At 37.5% G+C, this 26,335-nt stretch carries 23 protein-coding genes; 4 read left to right on the top strand and 19 right to left on the bottom strand.

What is annotated here, in order from left to right:
• Positions 1–54: 54 nt before the first annotated feature.
• The 15 genes from H4J76_RS08840 to trmJ form a co-directional block, all read right to left on the bottom strand.
• A complete protein-coding gene (locus tag H4J76_RS08840) occupies positions 55–1,455 on the bottom strand; it encodes a hypothetical protein (RefSeq protein WP_182230458.1) in 1,401 nt (466 codons plus the stop codon).
• A gap of 132 nt (positions 1,456–1,587) precedes the next feature.
• Positions 1,588–1,920: a PBPRA1643 family SWIM/SEC-C metal-binding motif protein gene (locus H4J76_RS08835; RefSeq protein ID WP_182171187.1), complete on the bottom strand. Its 333-nt coding sequence runs from the start codon at positions 1,918–1,920 to the stop codon at positions 1,588–1,590.
• Positions 1,921–2,210: 290 nt separating this feature from the next.
• Positions 2,211–2,795, bottom strand: a complete 585-nt coding sequence (locus H4J76_RS08830) for a YceI family protein (RefSeq protein ID WP_182230457.1) — start codon at positions 2,793–2,795, stop codon at positions 2,211–2,213.
• A 35-nt stretch (positions 2,796–2,830) separates the two neighbouring features.
• Entirely contained in the window at positions 2,831–3,394 is a 564-nt protein-coding gene (locus H4J76_RS08825) for a cytochrome b (RefSeq protein ID WP_182222114.1), read from the bottom strand.
• A 160-nt stretch (positions 3,395–3,554) separates the two neighbouring features.
• Positions 3,555–4,184 carry a cob(I)yrinic acid a,c-diamide adenosyltransferase gene (gene cobO, locus H4J76_RS08820; RefSeq protein WP_070376094.1) on the bottom strand — a complete coding sequence of 210 codons (630 nt, stop codon included), beginning with the start codon at positions 4,182–4,184 and terminating at the stop codon, positions 3,555–3,557.
• 169 nt (positions 4,185–4,353) lie between these two features.
• Complete coding sequence (locus tag H4J76_RS08815) at positions 4,354–6,741, bottom strand: EAL domain-containing protein (protein WP_182230456.1); 2,388 nt, start codon at positions 6,739–6,741, stop codon at positions 4,354–4,356.
• Positions 6,742–6,992: 251 nt separating this feature from the next.
• On the bottom strand, positions 6,993–7,331 hold the full coding sequence (gene fdx, locus H4J76_RS08810) for an ISC system 2Fe-2S type ferredoxin (RefSeq protein WP_070376092.1): 339 nt from the start codon (positions 7,329–7,331) through the stop codon (positions 6,993–6,995).
• A 21-nt stretch (positions 7,332–7,352) separates the two neighbouring features.
• Entirely contained in the window at positions 7,353–9,215 is a 1,863-nt protein-coding gene (gene hscA / locus H4J76_RS08805; protein WP_182230455.1) for a Fe-S protein assembly chaperone HscA, read from the bottom strand.
• Between the two features lie 115 nt (positions 9,216–9,330).
• A complete protein-coding gene (hscB, locus tag H4J76_RS08800; RefSeq protein WP_182215029.1) occupies positions 9,331–9,861 on the bottom strand; it encodes a co-chaperone HscB in 531 nt (176 codons plus the stop codon).
• Positions 9,862–9,967: 106 nt separating this feature from the next.
• Entirely contained in the window at positions 9,968–10,291 is a 324-nt protein-coding gene (gene iscA, locus H4J76_RS08795) for an iron-sulfur cluster assembly protein IscA (protein WP_070376089.1), read from the bottom strand.
• Between the two features lie 15 nt (positions 10,292–10,306).
• Positions 10,307–10,687, bottom strand: coding sequence for a Fe-S cluster assembly scaffold IscU (iscU, locus tag H4J76_RS08790; protein ID WP_070376088.1), 381 nt, complete (start codon positions 10,685–10,687; stop codon positions 10,307–10,309).
• Between the two features lie 69 nt (positions 10,688–10,756).
• Positions 10,757–11,971, bottom strand: coding sequence for an IscS subfamily cysteine desulfurase (locus tag H4J76_RS08785; protein ID WP_070376087.1), 1,215 nt, complete (start codon positions 11,969–11,971; stop codon positions 10,757–10,759).
• A gap of 32 nt (positions 11,972–12,003) precedes the next feature.
• Entirely contained in the window at positions 12,004–12,516 is a 513-nt protein-coding gene (iscR, locus tag H4J76_RS08780) for a Fe-S cluster assembly transcriptional regulator IscR (RefSeq protein WP_070376086.1), read from the bottom strand.
• 172 nt (positions 12,517–12,688) lie between these two features.
• Complete coding sequence (cysE, locus tag H4J76_RS08775) at positions 12,689–13,495, bottom strand: serine O-acetyltransferase (protein ID WP_182215031.1); 807 nt, start codon at positions 13,493–13,495, stop codon at positions 12,689–12,691.
• A gap of 115 nt (positions 13,496–13,610) precedes the next feature.
• Positions 13,611–14,417 (bottom strand): tRNA (cytosine(32)/uridine(32)-2'-O)-methyltransferase TrmJ, encoded by an 807-nt coding sequence (trmJ, locus tag H4J76_RS08770; RefSeq protein ID WP_182215033.1) that lies wholly within the window; start codon positions 14,415–14,417, stop codon positions 13,611–13,613.
• Positions 14,418–14,768: 351 nt separating this feature from the next.
• Here trmJ and suhB point away from each other — a divergent pair, with 351 nt between their 5' ends.
• Both suhB and H4J76_RS08760 read left to right on the top strand, forming a co-directional pair.
• On the top strand, positions 14,769–15,572 hold the full coding sequence (gene suhB / locus H4J76_RS08765) for an inositol-1-monophosphatase (protein ID WP_070376083.1): 804 nt from the start codon (positions 14,769–14,771) through the stop codon (positions 15,570–15,572).
• A gap of 170 nt (positions 15,573–15,742) precedes the next feature.
• A complete protein-coding gene (locus tag H4J76_RS08760; protein ID WP_182230454.1) occupies positions 15,743–18,610 on the top strand; it encodes a pitrilysin family protein in 2,868 nt (955 codons plus the stop codon).
• Between the two features lie 94 nt (positions 18,611–18,704).
• On the opposite strand, the gene H4J76_RS08755 is transcribed toward H4J76_RS08760, so the two are convergent.
• Genes H4J76_RS08755 through prmB form a run of 3 tightly spaced genes read right to left on the bottom strand, consistent with a single transcriptional unit; the run spans position 18,705 to position 21,987 of the window.
• Entirely contained in the window at positions 18,705–19,868 is a 1,164-nt protein-coding gene (locus tag H4J76_RS08755; protein ID WP_182222082.1) for an MFS transporter, read from the bottom strand.
• A gap of 29 nt (positions 19,869–19,897) precedes the next feature.
• Positions 19,898–20,989, bottom strand: coding sequence for a chorismate synthase (gene aroC, locus H4J76_RS08750; protein WP_070376082.1), 1,092 nt, complete (start codon positions 20,987–20,989; stop codon positions 19,898–19,900).
• Positions 20,990–21,042: 53 nt separating this feature from the next.
• On the bottom strand, positions 21,043–21,987 hold the full coding sequence (prmB, locus tag H4J76_RS08745; RefSeq protein WP_182230453.1) for a 50S ribosomal protein L3 N(5)-glutamine methyltransferase: 945 nt from the start codon (positions 21,985–21,987) through the stop codon (positions 21,043–21,045).
• A gap of 283 nt (positions 21,988–22,270) precedes the next feature.
• On the opposite strand from prmB, the gene smrB reads away from it, so the two are divergent.
• Positions 22,271–22,828: an endonuclease SmrB gene (gene smrB / locus H4J76_RS08740; protein WP_182215041.1), complete on the top strand. Its 558-nt coding sequence runs from the start codon at positions 22,271–22,273 to the stop codon at positions 22,826–22,828.
• 8 nt (positions 22,829–22,836) lie between these two features.
• Here the strand turns inward: smrB and sixA are convergent, their stop codons facing one another.
• Positions 22,837–23,310 (bottom strand): phosphohistidine phosphatase SixA, encoded by a 474-nt coding sequence (sixA, locus tag H4J76_RS08735; RefSeq protein ID WP_182230452.1) that lies wholly within the window; start codon positions 23,308–23,310, stop codon positions 22,837–22,839.
• A 218-nt stretch (positions 23,311–23,528) separates the two neighbouring features.
• On the opposite strand from sixA, the gene H4J76_RS08730 reads away from it, so the two are divergent.
• Positions 23,529–26,312 carry an insulinase family protein gene (locus tag H4J76_RS08730; RefSeq protein WP_182230451.1) on the top strand — a complete coding sequence of 928 codons (2,784 nt, stop codon included), beginning with the start codon at positions 23,529–23,531 and terminating at the stop codon, positions 26,310–26,312.
• Positions 26,313–26,335 lie beyond the last annotated feature (23 nt).

Raw genomic sequence — 26,335 nt, 5'->3', positions numbered from 1 at the left:
TACGGCCAGTTCAATGACAAATAACATATTTGCAAATGAGCTGGCCAACTTATGCTATTGTGGGTTACCTTCAAAATTTTGTTCTGATTTCATCCCTTCAATATTAATAATTTTCGAACGATTCATTGTTATTTTAAAACGCTGAATGTATTGTTTTGTTTTATTACCCGGTATTTTTTGCTCTTGCACAACCGCTAAATTTATCTGATAACGTCGTTCAACACCTTGATTAGATATCTTACTTCCATCAAGTGCATATAAACGCCCTTCTCCTTTTTTCAAAAAACGTACAAAAGGCGTTAAATTAAAAAACATCTGGTGCTGAATCTCTTTAAAGCCAGGGATAAACTCTTTAGCAATAACTTTTGAATTACAGCGAAAATGTAAGAGTTGTGCCGCTTGCTTGTTTTGTTGACGGCGTTGTTGAAAATGTTTATTAACAATATCAGGTAAGTCTTTGTTCTTAATATAATCAAGCCATAGGGTTTGCATAGACATTTTATTTTTAGACATACTATCGGTAAATACATGCTGCCACTTAGGGCGTCCTCGCTGAATTTTTCGCCAAAGATAGCGTGTGAGATCATCCTTAAATATTTCACGGACACCATAAATCACCCCTAAAAAAGTGATCAGTACTAAAGTTACTTCGTTAAATGCTGAGCGAGCGTTGAGCACAATTGACATCACGAACGCCATAACGACAGCGGTAATACTACCACGAACTAAGCGTCTTAGATTATTGTCTAGGTCATGAGTGGTTCTTTTAAAGACCACACCAAATTCACTTAATCGCTGCAACAAGCGCATTTTGTTAGTGATACGATTTGGGTCTGCTAGCGTAATTTTTGAATTATACTGGCGCTCTGTTCGGTAATTATTTTCTTGGCGACACAAGGCAAACAACACCTCTCGGGTTTCTGAATGCTCTGAGCTTTTTGGTCCATTGGCAAGCAAATTAAGAAATGACTGCTCGGTATACCAGCTTAGGTAATTATCTACATTTTCAAAGTAAGAACTTAGTTTTTGATCTAAAGGGGTATAGCGGCGCAGTTTTTTTAACAAGCTTTGTGTTTGATCAACCAATTCAAGTGCATATTGATAAAAAATTTCGATATCTTTTTCTTGTAGGGCTTGCTTGATATCTGTTTCGAGTGCGACCCTAAATTGATAAGAAAATAAATTTAAGTTACTGCGATAGTCGCCCTGATCACCCTTTTTTTGACTTATAAATCGGCTACGAACTAAAGGTAAATGCACTTGGCGAGAAAAGTAAGCACTATGGCTTCGAATACTGCTGTGAAAGTAATTATCTTCACTGAGGGTAATAGCATTAATGCCCATTTCTTCGGGAATAGAAAAATAAAGATCAAAACGTTGTGATTCTTGTGGTGATAATTGCTGGCTAACTTTAAATGATAAATTTTCATCTTGCGTTAAGCTGATTTTTTTCACTTAATGATCCTCTCCTATTAACAACAACTGAGGGGTAAGTATCTGTCAATTTTACTCTTTTTACCATAATTGCTTTAATAAAAAAGGCCGAGAAATAATTTCTCAGCCTTTTTTATTAAAACTATGACTTATTTATCCACAGCATTTTTTATATTTTTTAGTACTTCCACAAGAACAAGGATCGTTTCTGTTCGGTGTTTTATCAAAACGCTGTGTTTTAGGGACATTTAATGCCGCTTCTAGCTCAACAATATTCTCTTTTACATCAGCATTAATTTCAATGTTAGCAATAAAATTGTGCTCGGTAACAATAGCAATAACTTCTTGCTGCCTTTCTTTTGATGCAACAACGAGCATTAATGGTTTTGCTGCACTACCGAGCTTAACGCCGCGATTAGGCTTATAACCGGCACTGCCGTGAGTGCCCATAACATCAGGAGTACCGCGATAAAAAAATTTAGACATAAAAGCACCTTAATTGAATGTGAGTGCCGAATAATCAGCCATTAAAAAATTCGCGCGAATTCTAACAGCTAAACGTGATTTTAGCTAAATTTATATAATGTTTACCTATAGAGCTAAACCAGACTTAATGAGATAACACCGTTAGGCGACGACTATTTCTCACAGTTCCGCCTCTAAAATGAAGATATTGTTATAAAAAAGCCAGCATCAGTGCTGGCTTTAGTTTATCAGTAGAGACTGGGACGATATGAATCGACATTAACCAGTTTGGTAAGCCAGACAATCACTTATTACTTCTTTATACCTTCAATATGGAGCTCTAATTCAACATGTGATGAAGCAGGTCCTAACGTGTCTGGAATACCAAAATCAGCTAAACCAATTTTTGTTGTTCCACTAAAGCCAACACGGTAACCACCCCAAGGATCTTTACCCTCACCAATTTTTATCGCGTCAATAATAATGGCTTTACTAACACCGTGTAAGGTTAAAGTGCCGTTAATTGCTAATTTATTTTGACCATTATCAGTAATGCTAGTGCTAACGAATTTTGCACTACCAAACTTATCCACATCAAGAAAGTCATCACTACGAACATGCTTATCACGTTCGCCATGGTTAGTATTTAAGCTAGAGGTATCCACCAACATTTCAATTTTAGCCGTAGATAAATCAGCTGCATCATAACTAAAACTGCCACTAAATTTATCAAAACGTCCCGTTAACCAACTGTAACCCAAATGCTTAATTTTGAAGTTAACGGAGGCATGCGCGCCTTTGTAATCTACGATGTAGTCTGCTGCATTAACTGTTGGAGTGAAAGCAGATGTCATAAGTAGCGTTGGCAATATTGAGGCAAGTAATAATTTTTTCATGTGAGTCCTTTTTTATTTAATCGTATGAATAAAGTCTATTTATTGTTTAAACGCTGATAACCAAGCATTCTTGTTAAGGTGTTATCTTTATCGATAAAATGATGCTTTAGCGCTGCTAATGCATGTAAAACAACAGAACACATCAATAGGTAAGCAAGATATTTATGCACCGCACCGGCAAGATCTTCTTGATTAGTAAACAGCTCACCAAAACTCATTATTGATATCAACTGAAAAACTTCGATTGCACGTCCATCAGCCGTAGAAATTAAATAACCACAGATCATTAAAATAAACAGTGCTGTATACAAAAATAAATGCATAAAATGTCCAAGTTTTTTTTCTGTATCGCTATGTGTTTTAAGCGCTTTGGGTTTTATCTGAGCGCTGCGCCAAATCAAACGAAAAATCATTACAAAGAACAAAAGTATACCAATACTTTTATGAAGATCAGGCCCTTGTTTATTCCAAGGATTGTAATAATCGAGATCAACCATCCAGTAGCCTAAAGCAAAGAGTCCAATAACGGTTAACGCAACGAACCAGTGTAAAAAGATACTGACCCAGCCATAGTGCTTTGTGGTGTTTTTGATGTTAATTTCGATGTTCATTAGCATATTACTATTTAGTTTACTGTTAATAATACTACAGGGGTTTCGTGAACAGATTAAGTCGCTAAAGCGTGATTCATTGTTTCCATATAGCTTCTAATTGAGTCGATAATATAACAAGACCCGTGCTTTTAGTAGATTACCTACTTTACCAGTCAAGTCCTTTTTGTGCTTTAACGCCAGCTTTAAAAGCGTGCTTAATTGGTTGAACTTCAGATACGGTATCAGCCAACTCGATTAAACGGCGATGGCAAGCGCGTCCGGTTATAAGTACATGCTGCATTTTAGGTCTATTATTCAATGCCTCTATAACTTCGTCTAGTTCAATATAGCCATAAGTCACCATGTAGGTCATTTCATCAAGTAAAACAATATCAAGCGTTTCATCACTCAACATTTCTTTACTTTTTTGCCAAGCGACTTTTGCTGCTGCTACATCAGTTTCGGTACTTTGTGTTTCCCAGGTAAAGCCGGTTCCCATAACATGGTGCTTAACAGCAAATTGCTTAAGAATATTCATCTCGCCACATTCCCATTGAGTGCCTTTAATAAACTGCACCACGCCAGCTTTTTGGCCGTGACCAATAGCACGCAATACCGTACCAAAACCAGAGGTACTTTTACCTTTGCCATTACCCGTTATTACTACAAAAACACCGCGTTCTTCTGTTGCTTGAGCAATTCGTTGATCAACGTTGGCTTTAATTTTCTTTTGGCGTTCAATATGTTTTTTTTCTTTAGCCGCTGCTTTATCAGCCGCCGAGGGTAAATCACTCATATTATTTCCTATTTAACGGTATCTATTGAAAGAACTCGGCAGTTTAATCTTTTTATAAATTATTTATAATTGCAAAGAGGTTTAAAATTAGGGTATTTTAATTTAACAACAAACTTTCTTTTATGGCTTAACATCGTTTAACTAGTGGATGATGATTAGCACATAAACCTTAGCTTACTCTGTTTAAGAAGAAGCGTTTAAAGTCGCTCTCAAGTAATGGCTTAGCAATATGATATCCTTGCCCTAAATCGCAACCAATTTCTTTAAGCTTTTGATATTGTTCCGCAGTTTCAATGCCCTCTGCGGTAGTTTTAATCTTTAACGATTTAGCTAAATTAACCACAGCTTCCAGTATCAAGACCTTACTATTGACTGCATTTAAGTCATCAACAAAGCTTTTATCTATTTTTAAAAAGTCTAAAGAAAATTGGTGTAAATAACTTAGCGATGAAAAGCCGGTTCCAAAATCATCTAAGGCGACTGGGATATTAATACTTTTCAAAATGTCTAAATGGTTTTTGACCGCGTCAACGTTTAGAATGAGGCTTTCTTCAGTGATTTCTACACATAATCGATCAGTAATATCTGCAGATTTTAGGTGCTGGTCTTGTAAATAGCCAATAAACTCTTTAGATGAAAAACCTGATGTTGAAACGTTAACACTCAACTTAAATTGTTTTGGTAACCAATCAGCCCATAGATTTAATTTACTGACCGCAAGCTTGAGCATATAAAGATCAAGCTGTACTATCTGACCTGATTTTTCTAAAATTGGAATAAAAAAATCGGGATACAAAAGCCCTAATTTAGGATGCTGCCAACGTACGAGTATTTCAGCACCAATAACCTTGCCACTGTCAAAATCAATCAAGGGTTGGTAATTACCAATAAACTCTGAATTTTTAACCGCATTATCAAAATCATACTCAACTTTGACATTGGTTGATTTATTTTGTTCTTCGAGCGCTTCGAAGAAAACATACTGATTACGCCCTTTCAACTTAGCTTGATACATAGCATGATCGGCATCAATCAATAATTGTTCTGCGCTTTCACTCGAATTGTTATAAGTCGCTATACCGATACTAACACTGCTAAAGATATTCAAACCGTCGATATTGAAGGCAGAAGCCGTAGCGACAAGGATACTTTCAGTTATACGACAGATAGTCTCATAATCAATTTTTCCATCAAGTAGTATGGCAAATTCATCGCCACCTAAGCGAGCTAACGTATCCGTATTTCTCAACCTAGTCATTATTGCTTGCGCGATACCAATCAGTAATTTGTCGCCAACGTGATGACCATAGGTATCATTAATTTGCTTAAACCTGTCTACATCAATAAATAATATCGCTATATTGTCTTGGCGATTATTCTGGCAATGTAAAAATGCATGTTGGGTTCTATCTTTGAATAGCGAACGGTTCGGTAAATTGGTTAAAGGATCATGTAAGGCTAAAAATTGTAACTTTTGTTTAGCTTCCATTCTTTCGATGGCATTATTGATATGCTTAGCCACAAACATTAACAATTGTTTGTCTTTTTCTTGAAATAAGAATTCAGTACTATAACTTTGTACGACAACTATGCCTTTATTAATCCCACTACCAAAAGGCACTCCTAACCAAGCTTTGGGGATGTTACCACGAATATAAATGGATTTTTCATCAAGCATCTTTTGGATATCTGCTTCATATAATAAAGAAGGCTGGTCTTTAGCTAACGCATAACCGGTAATACTTAAAAAATTAGGATCGATGTTAATACTAGTAAACGTTGCTCTATCATCAAACTCATCAATAGCATAAGGAAAATCTATTGTTTGCCCATCATCTTTCAATAGCGCAACAAAAAAATTTTTCGCCAAGGTCAGTCTGCCAATACACTGGTGCAAATATTGATAAAACTCATCAATATTTTTAGTTTTAAAGATAATTTCTGCTATTTCAAACAGTGCATCTTGAATTTTATTAGCATACTCTAAATTTTCTATTACCTCTTCTAGGCCATCGACTTTAATAATTTGAGAAATTTTCATTGCGGTAATTGTTGCTAACGCAGTGAGTGTTTTCAGATGAAACTCAGTGTAAAAATTAACACTGGCATGTTCAGAATCAATAACACCTAATAATTGCTGCTTAAATAAAATAGGAACAGCTAACTCAGATAAGGTCGTTTCATCCTCAACAATATAGCTTTCAAACTCACGAGTGTCTTTTACCAATATCGGTTGTTTGGTCGCAGCAACTTTCCCTATAACACCTTCATTAAAAGGTATGATGATAGAATTAGACGAAGTATCCCTTATGGAACTAGTCGTGATTTCACCATCATTGAAGGATTTTTTTTTGTCAAAGCCCGACATTCGACTTAGCGTCATCCCCCCTGAATCTAAGGTGTAAATAACGGCATCTTCAAAACCTAATTTTTCGACAATATTTTGAGCTAAATATTGCCAAATTTCACTTGGGGTATTTAATAACAATATATCAGTCGCAAACTGATTAGTGATGGTTAAGCTTTTTATCGTTTCTGATTTAGATAGTTCGGACAAATTCATTATGCCTAAAGTTATTTTTAAAATATATTCACTATTATTAAGCGATTACAACACATAAATATTCATGGTGAGTAGAGCAAATTTTTAATGTCCTGTCTATTTATCTAAGTAATACAGTTGATTTAGCCGTACGGAAAGGTTGACTAAAGCCCTCCTCTAAAAAAATAGTTCTAGCGGTGCTACAACAAAAAAGGGCAGTAACATTAACATGTTACTGCCCTATCTATCAAATTGACAAAAAATGACTAGTGGTTTTCTGAAACCATATTGACCGTATATTTTGGGATTTCAACAACTAAGTCTTCATCGCCAACCAGCGCTTGACAGCCTAAACGAGATTCAGGCTCTAATCCCCAAGCTCTATCTAGCATGTCATCTTCAAGTTCATCACTTTCTGCAATTGAATCAAAACCTTCACGTATGATCATATGACAAGTGGTACAAGCACATACTTTTTCACAAGCATGCTCAACGCCAATATCATTACGCAGTGCAACGTTAAGTACACTTTCGCCCTTTTCTGCCTCAACCACTGCACCATCTGGGCATAAGTCTTCGTTAGGAAGGAATATAATTTTCGCCATTTTCTTAGCTCCTAAAAGTTTTTAAACTTCGTCTACTGAATGTCCTGCTAGTGCTGTTTTTATCGAAGAATCCATACGACGTTCAGCAAAAATAGCGGTACTTTCATTTAATATTTCAATAGCTGCTTCAATATCATCGGCAACCGTGCTTTGGGCAATCTTCGCTAAAGCGGTTATTGCGTTATTTATTGTGGTGATTTCGTCATGATTTAGTAATGCGCTGTCATTAATCAGTGCCGATTGTACTGATTCAATAACTCGTGAGGCTTCAACTTGTTGTTCTTTCAACATACGCGCTTGTATATCTTGCTGAGCATTGCTCATTGAATCTCTGAGCATTTGAGTAATTTCTTGCTCTTCTAAACCAAATGAAGGCTTCACCGTGATACCTGTTTCAATACCTGTTGACTTTTCCATGGCTGACACTTCTAATAAACCGTCAGCGTCAACTTTAAACGTAACACGAATGTGAGCAGCACCGGCAGTCATCGCTGGAATACCACGCAATTCAAATCGAGCTAACGAACGACAATCTTCAACAAGCTCACGCTCACCTTGCAACACGTGAACAGCCATTGCCGTTTGCCCATCTTTAAAGGTCGTAAACTCTTGTGCTTTAGCAACGGGAATTGTCGTATTTCTAGGAATAACTTTTTCAACCAATCCGCCCATCGTTTCTAGGCCGAGTGATAGAGGAATAACATCAAGTAACAAAATATCGCTGTCGGGCTTATTACCCGCCAAAATATCGGCTTGAATCGCAGCGCCAATGGCAACCACTTTATCGGGATCAATAGACGTTAACGGTAAGCGATTAAAATATTTTTCAACCTGTTGGCGAACCATAGGAACACGCGTTGAACCACCAACCATCACCACTTCAATGACTTCATCAACGCTAATATCGGCATCTTTTAATGCGCGTCGACAAGAACGTAATGTTTTAGTTACTAGAGTATTGATTAAAGACTCAAACATCACACGATTAACTTCGCCATGTTTTTCATCACCATTTTCTAGCGTTAATGAGAAACTAATAACTTCATTTTCTGTCAGTTGTTCTTTCACGTAACAGGCTTGCTGTAACAATTGACGCTCTATGGTTGCTGACAATGGTCGTTGCAAACCCGTCTGTTCGATAATGTGGTCAACAAGAAGATTGTCAAAGTCATCACCACCTAGCGCTGAATCACCACCGGTCGCTAATACTTCAAAGACACCTTTATTGAGACGTAATACTGAAATATCAAAGGTACCACCGCCTAAATCATAAACAGCAATAATACCTTCTTTGCCACTGTCTAAACCATAAGCGACCGCAGCGGCTGTAGGCTCATTAAGTAAACGTAAAACTTTTAGATCAGCAAGTTTTGCCGCATCTTTGGTGCTGTGACGCTGGGCATCATCAAAGTAAGCAGGCACGGTGATAACAACACCGGTCAACTCACCACCTAATGCATGTTCTGCACGTTGTTTTAAACTTTTTAATATCTCTGCCGATACTTGCACTGGGTTTACTTCACCAGTACATGTAGTGATGCTTGGATGACTTTCATCACCTGAAAAAGAATATGGCAGTGAAGGGTATTTTTTACGGATATCAGCTAATGAACGACCAATAAGGCGCTTAGCTGAAACAATAGTATTTTCTGGATCACTCACCGAATGTGCTTTAGCGGCATGGCCTACTAATACTTCATTCGCTTGGTAACTCACCACTGAGGGTAATATATCTCGACCTTTGCCATCAACTAAGGTTTCAGATAAACCACTTTTAACGCTGGCGATAAGAGAGTTAGTTGTACCTAAATCAATACCTGCGGCGAGGCGATGTTCATGAGGAACCGTGCTTTGGCCAGGTTCAGCTATTTGTAATAACGCCATTTTTAGACTCTTTTATATTCGATTACGATTAACGGGCGGTATGATATTTCATTGTAAATAAAAAAACATCGATTTGCTGTTATTTTATTAAACTAAAATTCATATGAACTAACGATCAGTCGTCATTGAAAAGTTGATCTTCTAATTTATCGAGATCGACGCGTAACTTTTGATAAAACTTTAACTTTCGTAATTTATCACCTGCCAATAAGTTTGACTGGATGGAGTTTTCATCAAGCAAGGTATGCATCTCTAAAGCGAGTTCTTCAAAGCCGGTATTTAATACTGCAGCATAATTTAGAATGGCAGCTTCATGGTCGTCAGCATGCTTAACATCGTCAAGCATTTCATGTAATTCCATTTGGCGCATTAAAAAACTGTTATCACTAAATGAAGCTTGTTCATTTGGCTGATCACTTTCTCGCAATGTTAATAGATATTGTGCACGTTTCAAGGGGTGTTTTAGTGTTTGATAGGCATCATTAATTAAGGTTGATCTTTTAACCGCGACTAATTGCTCTTGACTAGAAGCATGAGCGAACTTGTCTGGATGTACTTTTTTTTGTAGTGTTTGGTAAATATCAGCTAATTTATGAACATCGAGTTCATATTGCTCTGTAAAACCGAAAATCTGAAAATAATTCACAAAAACTCCAGCGAACGACTTAACATTAAGTCGTTCACAAAATATATACCACTGCGACTAAGTTACTTGCTACTCAGCAATATTTAAAAGGCTTAGAGACTTGGTATTAAACGTTAAAGCTTTCACCACAACCACACTCGCCTTTGGCATTCGGGTTTGTGAATTTAAAACCTTCGTTTAGACCTTCCTTAACAAAATCAACTTCAATACCATCAAGGTAAACTAAACTTTTTCCATCGATAATGATATTCACATCAGAGATTGAAAACAACGTATCATCTTCATTTAACTCATCAACAAATTCCATCACATAAGCTAAACCAGAACATCCCGTTGTTTTAATACCAAGACGTAAACCGAGACCTTTGCCTCGATTGGTAATAAATGACTGAACACGGTCTGCTGCGTCTTTCGTCATTGTAACACTCATAAATAACTCCGATGTTTAAGCAGTTTTACTGCGGTAATCTTCAATCGCTGCTTTAATAGCATCTTCAGCTAAAATAGAGCAATGAATTTTTACAGGCGGTAAAGCAAGCTCTTCGGCAATAGCAGTATTTTTAATTTTCCCTGCTTCGTCAATTGACTTACCTTTTACCCATTCAGTCACTAATGAACTTGAGGCAATCGCAGAACCACAACCATAAGTTTTAAACTTAGCGTCTTCAATAATACCGTCAGCGTTGATTTTTAGTTGTAACTTCATTACGTCACCACATGCCGGTGCGCCAACCATTCCTGTTGCTACTTGTGGATCATTTTTATCCATTGAGCCAACATTACGTGGGTTTTCATAGTGATCAATTACTTTTTCTGAATAAGCCATGATTTCTCTCCTAATAACGATGAACGAAACAAAATGCCCGCTCATCAGTAAAATTTTTAGTGGGGATGCTTAGTGAGCAGCCCATTCAATTGAGTCTAGATCAATACCGTCTTGGAACATTTCCCAAAGTGGTGACATATCACGTAAATGCCCAATTGATTTTTGAATAAGTGTAATCGCGTAGTCTACTTCTTCAGTCGTGGTAAAACGGCCAAAGCTAAAACGAATTGAACTATGTGCCATTTCGTCATTTAAACCTAAAGCACGTAGAACATACGAAGGCTCTAAACTAGCTGAAGTACATGCAGAGCCAGAAGAAACCGCTAAATCTTTAAGCGCCATAATCAAAGACTCACCTTCAACAAAATTAAAACTTACGTTTAAGTTACCCGGATAGCGATTATCAAAATCTCCGTTAACAAAAACTTGTTCCATTGTGTTCAAGCCAGCCCATAAACGATCGCGCATTTCAGTTACGTGAGCGATGTCTTGAGTAATTTCTTCTTTGGCAATGCGACAAGCTTCACCTAAACCAACGATTTGATGCGTTGGTAATGTTCCACTACGCATACCGCGTTCGTGTCCGCCGCCATGCATTTGAGCTTCAAGACGAATACGAGGCTTACGACGCACATACATAGCGCCCATACCTTTTGGACCATAGAATTTGTGTGCTGAAATTGACATTAAATCAATTTTCAACTTTTCCATGTCTACTTCAATTTTGCCAACACTTTGTGCACCATCAACATGGAAAACAATTTTACGTGCGCGACACATTTCGCCGATTGCAGCAACGTCTTGAATAACACCAATTTCATTATTAACATGCATAATGCTCACTAATACAGTGTCATCACGCATAGCAGCTGCTAATTTATCAAGGTCAATCAAGCCATTGCTCTCAGGATCTAAATAAGTCACCTCAAAGCCTTGACGCTCTAGTTCGCGACAAGTATCTAAAACAGCCTTATGTTCTGTTTTACAGGTGATAACATGCTTACCTTTTTTACGATAAAAGTTGGCAGCGCCTTTAATGGCTAAGTTATTTGACTCGGTAGCTCCTGAGGTAAAAACAATCTCACGAGGATCGGCATTAAGAAGCTCTGCGACTTGATTTCGTGCAATATCAACCGCTTCTTCAGCTTGCCAGCCAAATTTGTGTGAACGAGATGCAGGGTTACCGTAAAAACCGTCAGTAGTCATATACTGCATCATTTTTTCTGCAACACGTTTGTCTACAGGTGTTGTAGCTGAGTAATCAAAATAAATAGGAAGCTTCATTCGCTAACGTTCTCCAGTTTGACAACACGCATTTAGTGCATGTCGTGCATAATATTCTTGGTTTTAATTAATGTTTCTAATGACGGCATAACTTTGTTTGCTCGCGCATGCGCTTTGTCTTGTCGTCTAGACACTAATTTCACATTGCGTTGCTCGACAAGTTCGGCCAACGTTATGTTTTTTAAAAAATCTTCGATTCGGTCACTTAAACCTTCCCACAACGTATGGGTTAAGCATTCGTCACCGTTTTGGCAATTACCTTTACCGTCACATCTCGTCGCTTTAATAGATTCATCAACAGCATTGATAACATCAGCAATCGAAATTTTTGCAGAACACATCCCTAAGCGATAACCTCCGCCAGGACCTCTAATACTATTTACCAAGCCATATTTTCTTAACCGAGAGAATAGTTGTTCTAAATATGACAACGAGATCCCCTGTCGCTCTGAAATATCGGCTAAAGGTACGGGTCCAGTTACTGCATGTATTGCTACATCTAACATAGCAGTTACGGCGTAACGCCCTTTTGAAGTCAGTTTCATTGTGTGCCCCTATCGAATCGTTAGCAATTCTACATAACCTTATAAAATAGTCAACTAAATACCCGACTGTTTTACTCAAGTATTCTACACCTGTTGTAAAAATAAGCAATTAATGGCCAATACCTTAGTTTGATAGGGATCAAACTAAGGGTAACTCATCAATTATTTTCTATTAAATTTCGGGATCAAATGACTCCACACGTTTTTCTCGACGTTTAGCTGCCGCTATTTCATCGTCAATAAATTCGCCAACTCGAAGTTCCGGTAGATCCTCTTGACACACTTCACCACCAAGATGATTGACTTCTTTACATAAGTCAGCGACTTTTTTATCCATTAAGTGCATATGATCAAGGACTCGCCCAATAGCTTTAGCGACAGGATCAGGATTATCCGCAGATACCGCATAGGCGTCGAACCCAAACTTTTTAGCCACTTGGTCACGTTGTTCTTTTTCTGACTGGCTTTTTTCATTAACAATACGTGCCGGAATACCAACAGCTGTTGCATTAGCAGGCACATCTTTCACCACCACAGAGTTTGAGCCAACTTTACCGCCTTTACCGATAGTAATGGGGCCAAGGACCTGAGCTCCTGCACCGATAACCACGTTGTCTTCTAATGTTGGATGACGTTTACCGGCATTCCAGCTTGTACCTCCTAGAGTAACACCGTGATACAAGGTAACATCGTTGCCAATCTCAGCGGTTTCACCAATAACAATCCCCATGCCATGGTCAATAAAAAAGCGACGTCCAAGTGTTGCTCCTGGATGAATTTCAACACCGGTTAACCAACGTGAAAATGTTGATAAGCTACGCGCAAGTAAATACCAGTTATTTTTCCACAACTTATGGCTCAAGCGATGGATCCAAATGGCATGCATACCAGGATAATTGGTGAGAACTTCTAGCGTATTTCGAGCGGCGGGATCTCTATCAAAGACACTTTTAATATCTTCTCTGATACGGCTGAACATATTTCTATCCTTCTATATATTGGTTAAGGCAAGTACCAATATATACCCGTTATCGGTCAAAATGCAGAATTTAGAAGGCACTTTGCATCGAAACGGGTACGATTGCTTACTTTTATTATTCTTTGTTTGCTTCTTTATCATTAGCTTTAGCGGCTCTTTGCACTGAAGCTAAGATTCCACGCATCATTTTGACTTCTTTAACATCGGGACGGGCACGATTAAATAAGCGGCGTAACTTAGTCATCACTAGGCCTGGATGACTCGGTGTTATAAAGCCGGTTTCTTTTAAAGCATCTTCAAAATGTTGATAAAAGCGCTCAGTTTCGTCCATGATCGGATACTCGTCTTCATCAAGCGTCTTTTTGGGTAAATTTTTACTTAAATTTTCGCCTTTTGTTTGAAATGCTTTTTGTTGATCAATTAAAAAACTGGTCCGCACTTCATAACTTAAGGTTTGAACCGCCATCGCTAAGTTCAATGAACTGTAATCAGGATTGGCTGGGATCTGCACATGAAAATGACAAAGTTGTAATTCGTCGTTAGTTAAACCACTGCTTTCACGACCAAAAACTAAAGCAACTGGAAAGTTATAGGCTTCTTCGACAAGTTTTTCTCCACAGCCTCTTGGCTCCAACATTGGCCAAGGTAAAGTACGAGAACGTGCGCTGGTGCCAACAACTAAACCACAATCACTAATAGCTTCCGCTAAAGTAGCAACTACCTTGGCATTTTTTAATACATCAGTAGCCCCTGCTGCTAAAGCTTGTGCTTGACCATTTGGCATTTCAATAGGATCAACTAATATAAGTTCACTTAACCCCATTGTTTTCATAGCGCGTGCGGCTGAACCAATATTACGACAATCGGAAGTATTAACTAATACAATCCGAACATTACTTAAAAGTGATGATTGCTCTGACATTATCTTAAATTACTCAATTTATAGTTAATTTATAAAATAAATTATACCTACTGGTATTAACTATCTAGATGGCTAAAATTAACAATAATATTATCATAGAACATTAACCTTGTGCTGAGAAAAAATCATCAAATTTATTGAAAATGGTTAGTGCGAAAAATTATGTGTTAGTTATTAAACATCTATGAAATTTTTTCTTTGATATTTTATATAAAAAACAATGTCGCTAATTACTGATAACTTTGCTATAATTTTCGCGCTTGAAAATCCGCTCGGCGGCAAGCCTCGTTCTTTATAAAAGTTGTTATACTGTTTAATTCTATTTACAAATATGTAAAAGGTAGTCTCTATATGCATCCTATGCTTAATATTGGTATTCGCGCTGCGCGTAACGCAGGTAAAGTTATTGTTCGTGCCATCGAACAGTTAGATAAAGTTGAAGTTCAAGCAAAAGGGACAAATGATTTTGTCACTAGTGCTGACCTAAGCGCTGAAGAAGCCATTATTGAAACATTAAAAAAATCATACCCTAACCATACAATTATTGGTGAAGAATGTGGTGTGATTAAAGGAAAAGATGACGACTTCCAGTGGGTTATTGATCCAATAAACGGTACAACGAACTTTATTAAAGGCATTCCACATTTTTCAGTGTCTATTGCTTTGAAAGTCAAAGGCAAATTAGATCAAGCCATCATCTTTGATCCTTCTCGCGGTGAACTTTTTACTGCTAGTCGTGGTAAAGGCGCACAACTTAATGGCTTTCGTATTCGCGTAAAACAACATAAAGAACTCTCTGGTGCAATTGTTGCCACAGGTTTCCCATTTAAGCACAAGCAACACAGCAACGCTTACTTAGAAATGTTTAAAACATTATTTACTAAATCATCAGATCTTCGCAGCTCGGGCTCTCCAGCTTTAGATTTAGCTTATGTCGCTGCCGGACGTGTTGATGGATATTTCCAAATTGGTTTAAAACCTTGGGAATCTGCTGCTGGTGAATTATTAATTATTGAAGCCGGTGGTTTAGTCACTGATTTCGTTGGCGATCACAACCATACTGTTTCAGGTAATATTGTTGCTGCTTGTCCTCGTTTATTAAAAACTATTCTAAAAGATATCCGCCCTCACTTAGGTGAAGCGTTAAATAAATAGTCACAGTTTACATAAACAGATTTGAAAGAAGCGCTTACGGCGCTTTTTTTATACCTTGGCAATATTTATTAACATTAAATTTACTTTATATCGTTACTTTTATTGGTGTTTGGATAAATAAAAGGCACAATATCAGCAATATTATTAATCATTAAAATAAGGTTTCACTCATGAAGTGGGCAGCGCTAAGCTTTTCATTATTAACCGTTCTTGCGAACACTGGCTTTAATACAGCAGAAAAATCAATTAACTCAGTAACAATCAGCCAACAATCTGATCAGACTAATGTGGTTGATAGCGCTATAAATATTGAATATAGCAAGTTCGTCTTAGCTAACGGTTTAGAAGTTGTATTTCATATAGACCGTTCAGACCCAGTTGTTGCTGTTGCATTAACGGCACATGTTGGATCCGCTCGTGAAACACAAGGACGAACAGGCTTTGCTCATTTATTTGAACATTTGCTCTTTCTCGAGTCTGAAAACCTGGGTAAAGGTGGATTAGACAAAATGAGTGCCCGTATTGGCGGCTCAGGTGCAAACGGCTCGACTAGCCGCGATAGAACAAATTATTATCAAACTGTCCCCAATGACGCTTTAGAAAAAATGATCTGGGCTGAAGCTGACAAACTAGGTTTTTTTATCAATACGGTGACCGAAGAAGTACTCGCCAAAGAAAAACAAGTGGTTAAAAATGAAAAAAGACAAAGTTATGACAACCGGCCTTATGGTCATACACAGTATGTTATTGATAAAAATCTTTATCCAGAGAGTCACCCTTACAACTGGCAAGTGATTGGTTCATTATCTGATTTACAAAACTCAACACTTCAAGATGTTAAAGATTTCTTTAAAAGCTGGTATGTACCCAATAATGTTACCTTGGTTATTGCCGGTGACTTTGATGAAGCACAAGCAAAAGCTTGGGTACATAAATATTTTGATGAGATTAAGGCGGGTAATGAAATAACGCCCCTCGCCAAGCAAGCTGCAAATCTAACAACAACCAAGAGAATTTATCATGAAGATAATTTTGCTAAGTTACCAGAACTCAGCCTAACTTGGCCGACAGTCCCACAATATCACTCAGACAGTTACGCATTAAATGTTTTAGTTGAATTGCTCAGTGATGGTAAGAAAGCCTTACTCAATAAAAAGCTAATTGATGAATTAACCTTAACCTCTCGAGTAACCATGTATCACTACCAATCAGAGTTGGCTGGCCAATTAATGGTAAAGGTACGAGGCTTTGAGAACACTGACTTAAACCAGATTGACCAAGCAATTAGTCAAGCACTTAGCGAGTTTGAAAAAAAAGGTTTTAGTGATGAAGATCTTGCTACGATTAAGGCAGGTCAAGAAACAGCCTTCTATCGTGGGCTTTCAAGTGTATTAGGTAAGGGCTTTAAATTAGCACAATATAATATTTTTACTCAGGATCCTGGTTTTATTAACCAAGAAGCTAAAAATATTTTAGCCGTCAACAAAGCAGATGTTTTACGTGTTTATCATCAATATATTAAAGACAAAAGTTTTGTTGCCACCAGTTTTGTACCAAAAGGCCAAAAAGACTTAGCATTAGAAAAATCTATAAAAGCACAAATTATTGAAGAAAAAATTGTCGCTAATGCAGAGCAAAGTTTTGATGCTGGCCAGCAATCACGTTATGTAAATACGCCTTCAAGTTTCGATCGAGCGAGTGAACCTAAATATGGTGAAGCCCCAACGCTATCGGTACCTACCGTTTGGCAAAATCAGTTAAGCAATGGGCTACATTTTTACGGGATAAAAAATAGCGAAGTCCCTTTAGTACAGCTTGAGATAACGGTTGCTGGTGGCTTATTATTTGATGATATACAAAAAGTCGGTGTCGCCAACTTAGTCGCTGAAATGATGAATAAAGGGACCAAGTATAAAAGCCCTCAACAACTAGAAGAAGCGATTAATAAACTTGGCGCTACCATTAGTATTTATGCAACTCAAGAATCAATAAAGCTATCAGCCAGTACTTTAGCAAGAAACTATCAAGCAACTGTCGACTTGATCACAGAGATGCTCTTAGCACCTCGTTGGGATGAAAAAGAGTTTACTCTCACCAAGCAAGATATTATTAGTCAAATAATACAACAGCAAACCAACCCCAACCAATTGGCTAATAACCAAATGAATAAATTACTTTATGGTAAAACTCATATTTTATCGAATAACTTATTAGGGACATTATTGTCTGTTGAGGAAATCACTTTAGCTGATTTAAAAATATTTTATCAAACAAAACTGTCGCCAAATTTAACGGATATTCATATTGTTGGCGATATCGATGAAACAAGCGTATTAACGGCTTTTAAAAAATTAGAAAATAATTGGCTTAATACTAAAGCTGTTTTGCCTAAGATGTTACCAGCAGCGCTACCCACAACATCAACCCTATATTTTTATGATGTGCCCGATGCTAAGCAATCGCAGTTGAGAATTGGCTTCCCAGCCTTAAATGCTATGCATAAAGATTTCTATAGTGCTCAAGTGATGAATTATATTCTAGGCGGCGGTAGTTTCGCTTCAAAACTCACCCAAGAATTACGTGAAGGAAAAGGTTATACCTACGGCGTGCGTTCAAGTTTTAGCGGCAGTAAATCAAGTGGCGAGTTTATCATTAGCAGTGGTGTGCGCACCAATGTCACATTAGAGGCTACAGCATTAATAAAATCACTGGTAGAAAATTATCAAACTGATTTTACTGACCAAGATTTAGCAACTACTCAAAGCTATTATTTAAAGAGTAATGCGAGAAAATTCGAAACATATAACGCTAAACTGACCATGTTAGAAAATATTAGCCAGTACAACTTGCCGATAAACTATGTATTAGCACGAGCAAAATCAGTTGAAAGCTTAACTTTGGCTAACGTCAAGTCTTTAGCCAATCAACATTTACACCATCAACAAATGATTTACTTAGTGGTAGGTGATGCAAAATCGCAACTACCACGTCTAAAAGCATTAGGTTTAGGAGAACCTATTCTTATAAATGCTAATTAATTAGAAAGATGAATGTCAGCCTAGTGATTAAACACTAGGCTGAAAAATATATTGAGTATAAAAAGATATAAAAGGATGAGAACGCGGATAAGTCTTAGCCACTGACATTAACTTGTTGCCTATCTTGCATGAATAACACTAACACAAAGCCAATAAATGCTGCAGATGCCGCTAGGTTATAGGCAAGTTCACTGCCTTGCCCTCCTTGCCAAACGATACCAGCAATATAAGCGCCAATCGCGCCACCTAGACCATAAACACCACCGATATAAATAGCTTGGCCACGATTTTGTTGGTCGTGATTAAAATGTTGATGGATAAATTGGATAGAAACACTATGGTACAAACCAAAACTCAGCGCATGTATGCACTGTACTAAAACAAGTACCCAAATGACATCGGCAAAACTACCCGTCATAAACCAACGTAACGAGGTGAGTAATATACTGATGGCCAGCAAGGTTTTTAGTCTGAAGTATCGAAAGAATATACTCGCATAGATAAAAATAAGAATTTCAGCCAATACCGAGATGGTAATGAAGATACCAACCGCAAATCCCGGATAAGCGAGCTCACGAAGGTAAAGCGCAAAAAAACCATAATAAGGACCAAAACTCATTTGTAACATCAGGCCAGCAAGAAAAAAGAATATAAATGAGCGACTGAATATTTTATCGCTGATTTTTTCGATTTGCTGCACAGGATTTTTAGTCTTTTTTGCAGGGTGGAGTTTCATGCTTGAAAGAAATAGTCCCGCCAGTACAATGACACCTAAATAAGTAAAAGCATCTGCGGAATACCGTTCAATTAAATCCCCGGCTATCACAGCCAAGAAAATAAAACCGATACTGCCCCATAAGCGTATACGCGCATAAATTTTAGCACTACGTCTAATGGAATTAAGAGTAAGCACTTCAAGCTGAGGTAAAACAGCGGTCCAGAACAAGCTAAAAATCGCTAAACAAAAAACAACAGGCCAATAACCATTTAGCCAAAAAAGTAATGAAAAACTCAATAATGCCAACAAGGCACCGCTGCGAATAATGGTTAATTGTTTACCTGATTTATCGGCAGCAAAAGCCCAAAAGGTTGGACCGATGATTTTAGTGGCTGTAATAATAGCCAAAATTTCACCTATTTCAATTGAGCTGAAGCTTTTGGCATCAAGAAAAACAGGTAGAAAAGGAATGATCAAGCCTAAGATAGCAAAATACCAAAAGTAACTCGAAGACAGTCTGACGAACTTAACTGATGTCATCACTTTTGGTATTTAATAATAAAGACGACTTAAGCTTCTATATCAGGTGTTACACAAACGACATCAGCATTTTGTCCACGATGACGTAAAAAATGATCCATCAAGGTTAGTGCTAACATAGCTTCAGCAATAGGAACCGCACGAATACCCACACAAGGGTCGTGGCGACCTTTAGTCACTAAGTCAGTCGCTTTACCATCTAAATCAATGGTTTTACCACTAACACCAATACTTGAAGTTGGTTTCATCGCAATATTTGCAACAATACTTTGTCCCGATGAAATTCCGCCTAAAATGCCTCCACTGTGGTTACTTGCAAAACCCTCAGGCGTTAACTCATCGCGGTGCTCAGAGCCTCTTTGATTGACGACAGCAAAACCATCACCAATCTCAACACCTTTAACAGCATTTATGCCCATAAGCGCATGAGCGATATCTGCGTCCATTCGATCAAAGATAGGTTCACCTAAACCAACAGGAACGTTAGTGGCTCGCACCATAATTTTAGCGCCAATAGAATCCTTTTCACGAATAATACCACGCAATAATTCGTCTAAGGCTTCAAGTTTCGTTTCGTCAGGAAAGAAAAATGGATTGTTTTCTACAATATCCCAATCAATATTAGTTGCGCAAACATCACCTATTTGGGTAACACACCCCTGAATTTCAACATTAAATTTTTCTTTTAAGTACTTTTTAGCTACGGCGCCTGCGGCAACTCGCATAGCGGTTTCACGTGCTGACGATCTTCCGCCGCCACGATAGTCACGAATACCATATTTTTGCCAATAGGTATAATCGGCATGACCTGGACGAAAGCTCTGCGCGATATTTCCATAATCTTTTGAACGTTGATCGGTATTTTCAATTAACAGCCCAATAGGCGTTCCTGTGGTTTTTCCTTCAAAAACACCCGACATTATTTTAACCTGATCGGCTTCACGACGTGCCGTAGTATAACGAGAAGTGCCAGGACGACGACGGTCAAGATCATCTTGTAAGTCAGCTTCTGATAAGGCGAGTCCTGGCGGACAACCATCAATAATTGCACCTAAGCCTAAACCATGGCTTTCACCAAATGATGTTACGGTAAATAATTTTCCAAAGGTATTGCCTGACATGAATATATCTTCTCTCTATTATTTGAATACACGATTACGGTAAATAAGCTAAATTACTTTTGTTCAAATGCTTGCGTTAAACTGTTCTGATGGCTTGTTAACTGTTCTTTAGTCAACATAAACACACCATGCCCACCATTTTTAAAGGTTAACCACGTAAAAGGCACCTGTGGATAAACATGCTCAACATGAATTTGAGAGTTACCTACTTCACAAATTAAGACACCGTTCTCATTTAAATGACTCGCCGCTTGAGCAAGAATTTCACGAACAATATCTAAGCCATCGACACCCGAACCTAAGCCCATTTCAGGTTCATGCAAGTATTCTTGCGGTAATGCGTCAACGTCTTCTTGATCAACATAAGGTGGGTTGGTTACGATTAAATCATAACTTAGCCCCTCAACCCCAGAAAAAACGTCAGATTGAATTGGAATAACTTGTTCTGTTAAACCATGATTTTCAATATTAATTTGTGCAACATTTAATGCATCAATTGATAAGTCGAGCGCGTCAACCTCGGATTCAGGGAACGCTACCGCACAAGCAATGGCAATACAGCCGCTTCCCGTACATAAATCAAGAATACGTTTAGGTGGATTTTCGGGTGAAAAATTTGGCGAAAAGTGTTGCTCTATTAATTCACCAATAGGGGAGCGTGGCACTAAAACCCGCTCATCGACATAAAAGGGTAAGCCAACAAATTGGGCATAATTGGTTAAATATGCAGCCGGCAGTTGTTCGACGATACGTCGTTCAATTAAGGCCAATACCGCTGATTTTTCAGTTGATGTTAAACGACAATTAAACACTTGTTCATTTAACTCTACTGGCAAGTTTAAAGCGAACATCACTAAAGTTATAGCTTCATGCCACGCATTATTAGTACCGTGACCAAAAAAAAGCTCGGCTTGATTAAATTCACTGGTGGCAAACCGTAGATAATCACCTATGGTAAACAGTTCATCCTTAATCGGTGAAAAATCAACTTCGTTCACATTTACTCTCTTTATTTAACAAGTTTTATAAGGGGGTACTATAACAATTAAATTAATTCATGGTGCAAATTTAAATGAAGATAAATTTTCAAGAACAAGACGATTGATTGACTAATAGCTGGCTATTGGGATTAAAAGCAACGCTGTTTTTGGATATTTAGAGCATTAACATTGATCATTGAGTTAATTTACTCGGTATTATAACCTTTTGCTTGTTATTGCCCACAGATGTTTTTAGAATTTAAATTGTTTTCCCTCTTAAAGTAAGAATGTAGTTTCCAAGATGAAATTTAAAGACGCATTGACACCCGATGAGAAAGATTTATTTATGCAGGCTATTGGTAAAGTAAAGCCAATTGTGCAAGATAAAATTGCGCCTATAAAAAAGCAAAGCCAAAATCAATCTTTACATCTTGGAAAAAACAAAGCAGATGCAAAGAAAAAACAACATGCTGAGTTCTACTTTTCTGATGAGTTTGAACCAAATCTGAATCAGCAAGGGCCGATGAAATATGTGCGTGAAGATGTTGACAGCTTTGAGGCTAAAAATTTAAGACGCGGTCAGTACGCACCCGATTTAATTTTAGATTTACATGGTTTAGATCAGAAAACAGCCAAGTTAGAAATTGCCGCGCTAATGTTTGCTTGTAAAAAAGAACATGCGAAGTGTGTCTGTATTGTACATGGCTTAGGTTCACAGGTACTAAAGAATAAAGTCCCACATTGGCTAGTACAGCACCCTGACGTAATGGCTTTTCATCAAGCACCACTTGAGTGGGGCGGTAATGGCGCATTATTGGTTCTAGTTGAACTTAATGATCGCTTCGCTGATATTATCTAACCAGAGCACTAAAGACTGTTGGGTGTCGTATGCGAAACTAACCGCCCTTGCGCGGTACTTATATCATAATCAATAACCGCAATAGAGGCGGTTTCAAATAACGGCGCATGTTGACCACAGGTAAACTCTTCCACTAAATAACAGACCAAAGGCATATGTGAAACAATAAGTACATTTGCCTGGGCATTATCGATGAAAGTGACATCAATATAATTATGCATTTGTTGAGCTGAGTCTTCTGGCGTTATAAATTCAAGCGTGGTTAGAGTTGTTGTTGTTGCTAAGATGTTTTTTACAATTTTTGCGGTTTGTTGAGCGCGAACATAAGGGCTAACAAAAATAGCATCAAAGTGCTCTTTTTGATGGACCAATTTCTTTGCCATCACTTCAGCTTCACGTTGACCAACGGCAGTTAATTCACGACCTTTATCAGAAGGAGCCATTGCTTGAGCTTGACCATGTCGCATTACAAATATTCGCATAAATTTTCCAAATAACATCATTTTTTCAAATCGATGGCATTTTAGCGCTTATTTCGGTCTATAGTATAGATAATTAATAGATAAATTAAGAATACAATAGACTCTAGTTGGTGCTTCAGGTAATTTAACTAGATAATTAAAATAATCTTAGAAACAAACGCTTACCTTTCCAGTGTTCGTCACAAATGAGGTTGCTGCAGTGTTTGCCGGAGCCGATATTGAAACAAAGCCCAAATGACAACAAGCAATATAAAACCTTAACATTAGCTAATGGCTTGCGTGTTCTATTAGTTCACAACGAACAAACCAATAAATCAGCTGCAGCATTGGCAGTAAATATTGGCCACTTTAGTGACCCCAGCAACCGTGAAGGTTTAGCCCATTTTCTAGAACACATGCTATTTTTAGGCACTAAATCTTATCCAGACGGCAGTGAATATCAAAAATATATTAGTCAACATGGCGGCAGTAATAATGCATGGACAGCAACTGAGCACACCTGTTTTTTCTTTGATATCCAACATCAACATTTTACTTTCGCTTTAGATCGTTTTAGCCAATTCTTTATCAGTCCGTTACTCTCACAAGAGTTTGTTGAAAAAGAACGCCAGAATGTTGATGCTGAATTTAAACTTAAACTTAAAGACGATATTCGTCGTCTATACGATGTTCACAAAGAGACTATTAATCAAGCCCATCCTTTTTCAAAATTCTCGGTTGGTTCAATTGATACACTAGCCGACAGAAAAGAAAGCGATCTGACAACCGAAATACGTGATTTTTTTCAACAGCATTATCGTGCCAACATAATGACACTTGTATTAGAGGGCCCACAGTCACTTGATGAGTTATCACAATTAGCAAAGAATAAATTTACCGATATAAAAGCCGCAACCTCAAGCCCCAAAATAATAGATATACCGCTTTATTTACCTGAACACCAACAAATAAAAATTAATGTAAAACCGGTGAAGAATGACAGGCAACTTATTGTTAGTTTTGCAATGCCCAGCATTGATCCCTACTACCGTAACAAACCAGAATCTATTTTGACCTATTTACTGGGTCATGAGGGTAAAGGCAGTATATTGTCTTATCTTAAAAAACAGCGTTGGGCACTTAGCTTAACCGCTGGTTCAGGAGTAAATGGTTCAAACTTTAAAGATTTCAATTTAAGTATTTCGCTTACTGAATTAGGTGAGCAGCATATTAACGAAATCATTAGCAGTATTTTTTCTTACCTAAATTTAATGAAGAGCAAACCTGTTGATGAGTTTTATTATCAAGAAAAGCAGGCAATCGCTAATTTAGCGTTTAATTACCAAGAAAAACTAAAACCATTAGATTCTGTTTGTCAGTTAGTTATTAACATGCAGCATTACGGACCCGAAGATTATATTTACGGTGACTACATAATGGATGGTATGCAACAACAAGAAATCAATGTCTTGTTGGGCTATTTATCAGCAAGCAATATGCGCATTATTCATATTAGTGCGCAAAATGAATTTGATAAAAATAGTTTTTGGTACCAAGTCCCTTTCAGTATTGAAAAAATAACTCAACTGCAAATTAACACTTGGGAAAATGAAGCATTAACCGCTAATTTTTCTTTGCCGCTAAGTAATCCTTATATTGTCGAAGAGCCCAAAATATATCCGTGTCAACCTGTTGCTAAGCAGGGTAATAAAACCCCCAAATTAATTGAAAAAATTGATGGTTTATCTGTATGGTTTAAACAAGACAGTACTTTTATTGTCCCCAAGGGCTATATTTACATAGGTATTGATGCCCCCCTAACGATAAAAGACAGCAAACATATTGCAATGACACGGTTATTTGTTGATTTGTATAGCGATGCTGTTATTGAACAGCATTATGATGCTGAATTAGCTGGAATTCATTACCATTTATTTTCGCACCAAGGTGGTATTACTCTACAACTATCAGGGGTTAGTACTAAACAAGACAAGTTACTCGAACAGTTATTGATAAGTCTAGTCACTGAGAATTTCATTGAAGAAAAGTTTGAGTTATTTAAAAAACAATTAATTAACCACTGGCATAACGCGCAAACCAGTAAATCTATTTCGCAATTATTTTCGATTCTTAGCTCAACAATGCAACCTAAAAACCCAACAAGTAGTTCACTCGCTAACGCGCTAGAAAATACTTCTTTCGAAGAGTTTGTCGCCTTTAGAAAACACTTGTTTGATGAGATAACTATTGAGGCGTTAATGCATGGCAACTGGTTACCTGAACATGCATTGAAATTTAGTGAACAATTAAAAGCAGCATTTAGTCATCATTATTCAGATAAGTATGCCGTTAATGTACCTGTTCTTGATATTGAAGACCAAGGTGACATTCACCTTCCTTTGCATTTACCAGAACATGATCATGCTGCCGTGGTGTATTACCCGTTCGTAGGAAAAGATTTAACAACAATAGCGATAACTATGATCGCCAGCCAAATATTGTCACCCCTATTTTTTCAAGAAATGCGGACTGAAAAACAATTTGGTTATCTGGTAGGAGTTGGCTTCATTCCTATTAATCGTTATCCTGGTATCGCTTTCTATATACAGTCACCGCACGTTGACGCTATTGTTTTAGTAAAAGAAATAAACGAGTTTATTAATAGAGCACAGGACAATTTAACACTGTTATCTGAGCAAGATTGGCAACATATTCAACAAGGTTTGGCGAGTCAATTACAAGAAAAAGACTCTAGTTTGCGAATAAAGAGCCAACGATTTTGGGCCGCTATTTGTAATAAAGAAACGAATTTCGATGAGAAACAACAATTGATCAACGTTATTTTATCATTGACGATTGATGATATTAGTCGCTTCTTTACTCAACAACTTTTATTTAACAACAATACCGACAGGATAACCTTAGCAAGTTACCAAGAAAACATTGCAGAAAATGATGAGAAAACATTGCAGCACAATGAAAGTATTGAAAAAAAATTAAAAAATTGTCAAAGAAAATACTAAACCTGCCGATAAAATATTAGGGC

The organism is Colwellia sp. BRX9-1 (genome assembly GCF_014077195.1).
Taxonomy (GTDB): domain Bacteria; phylum Pseudomonadota; class Gammaproteobacteria; order Enterobacterales; family Alteromonadaceae; genus Colwellia_A.
The sequence above is the reverse complement of the archived record's forward strand: the minus strand, read 5'-3'. Positions and strand labels throughout refer to the sequence as shown.

Coding starts and splice junctions, on each gene's coding strand:
- H4J76_RS08835 (WP_182171187.1), bottom strand. CDS start 1,920: ATGTCTAAATTTTTTTATCGCGGTACTCCTGATGTTATGGGCACTCAC.
- H4J76_RS08830 (WP_182230457.1), bottom strand. CDS start 2,795: ATGAAAAAATTATTACTTGCCTCAATATTGCCAACGCTACTTATGACA.
- cobO (WP_070376094.1), bottom strand. CDS start 4,184: ATGAGTGATTTACCCTCGGCGGCTGATAAAGCAGCGGCTAAAGAAAAA.
- fdx (WP_070376092.1), bottom strand. CDS start 7,331: ATGGCGAAAATTATATTCCTTCCTAACGAAGACTTATGCCCAGATGGT.
- hscA (WP_182230455.1), bottom strand. CDS start 9,215: ATGGCGTTATTACAAATAGCTGAACCTGGCCAAAGCACGGTTCCTCAT.
- iscA (WP_070376089.1), bottom strand. CDS start 10,291: ATGAGTGTTACAATGACGAAAGACGCAGCAGACCGTGTTCAGTCATTT.
- iscU (WP_070376088.1), bottom strand. CDS start 10,687: ATGGCTTATTCAGAAAAAGTAATTGATCACTATGAAAACCCACGTAAT.
- H4J76_RS08785 (WP_070376087.1), bottom strand. CDS start 11,971: ATGAAGCTTCCTATTTATTTTGATTACTCAGCTACAACACCTGTAGAC.
- iscR (WP_070376086.1), bottom strand. CDS start 12,516: ATGAAACTGACTTCAAAAGGGCGTTACGCCGTAACTGCTATGTTAGAT.
- cysE (WP_182215031.1), bottom strand. CDS start 13,495: ATGTTCAGCCGTATCAGAGAAGATATTAAAAGTGTCTTTGATAGAGAT.
- trmJ (WP_182215033.1), bottom strand. CDS start 14,417: ATGTCAGAGCAATCATCACTTTTAAGTAATGTTCGGATTGTATTAGTT.
- suhB (WP_070376083.1), top strand. CDS start 14,769: ATGCATCCTATGCTTAATATTGGTATTCGCGCTGCGCGTAACGCAGGT.
- H4J76_RS08760 (WP_182230454.1), top strand. CDS start 15,743: ATGAAGTGGGCAGCGCTAAGCTTTTCATTATTAACCGTTCTTGCGAAC.
- H4J76_RS08755 (WP_182222082.1), bottom strand. CDS start 19,868: ATGACATCAGTTAAGTTCGTCAGACTGTCTTCGAGTTACTTTTGGTAT.
- aroC (WP_070376082.1), bottom strand. CDS start 20,989: ATGTCAGGCAATACCTTTGGAAAATTATTTACCGTAACATCATTTGGT.
- smrB (WP_182215041.1), top strand. CDS start 22,271: ATGAAATTTAAAGACGCATTGACACCCGATGAGAAAGATTTATTTATG.
- sixA (WP_182230452.1), bottom strand. CDS start 23,310: ATGCGAATATTTGTAATGCGACATGGTCAAGCTCAAGCAATGGCTCCT.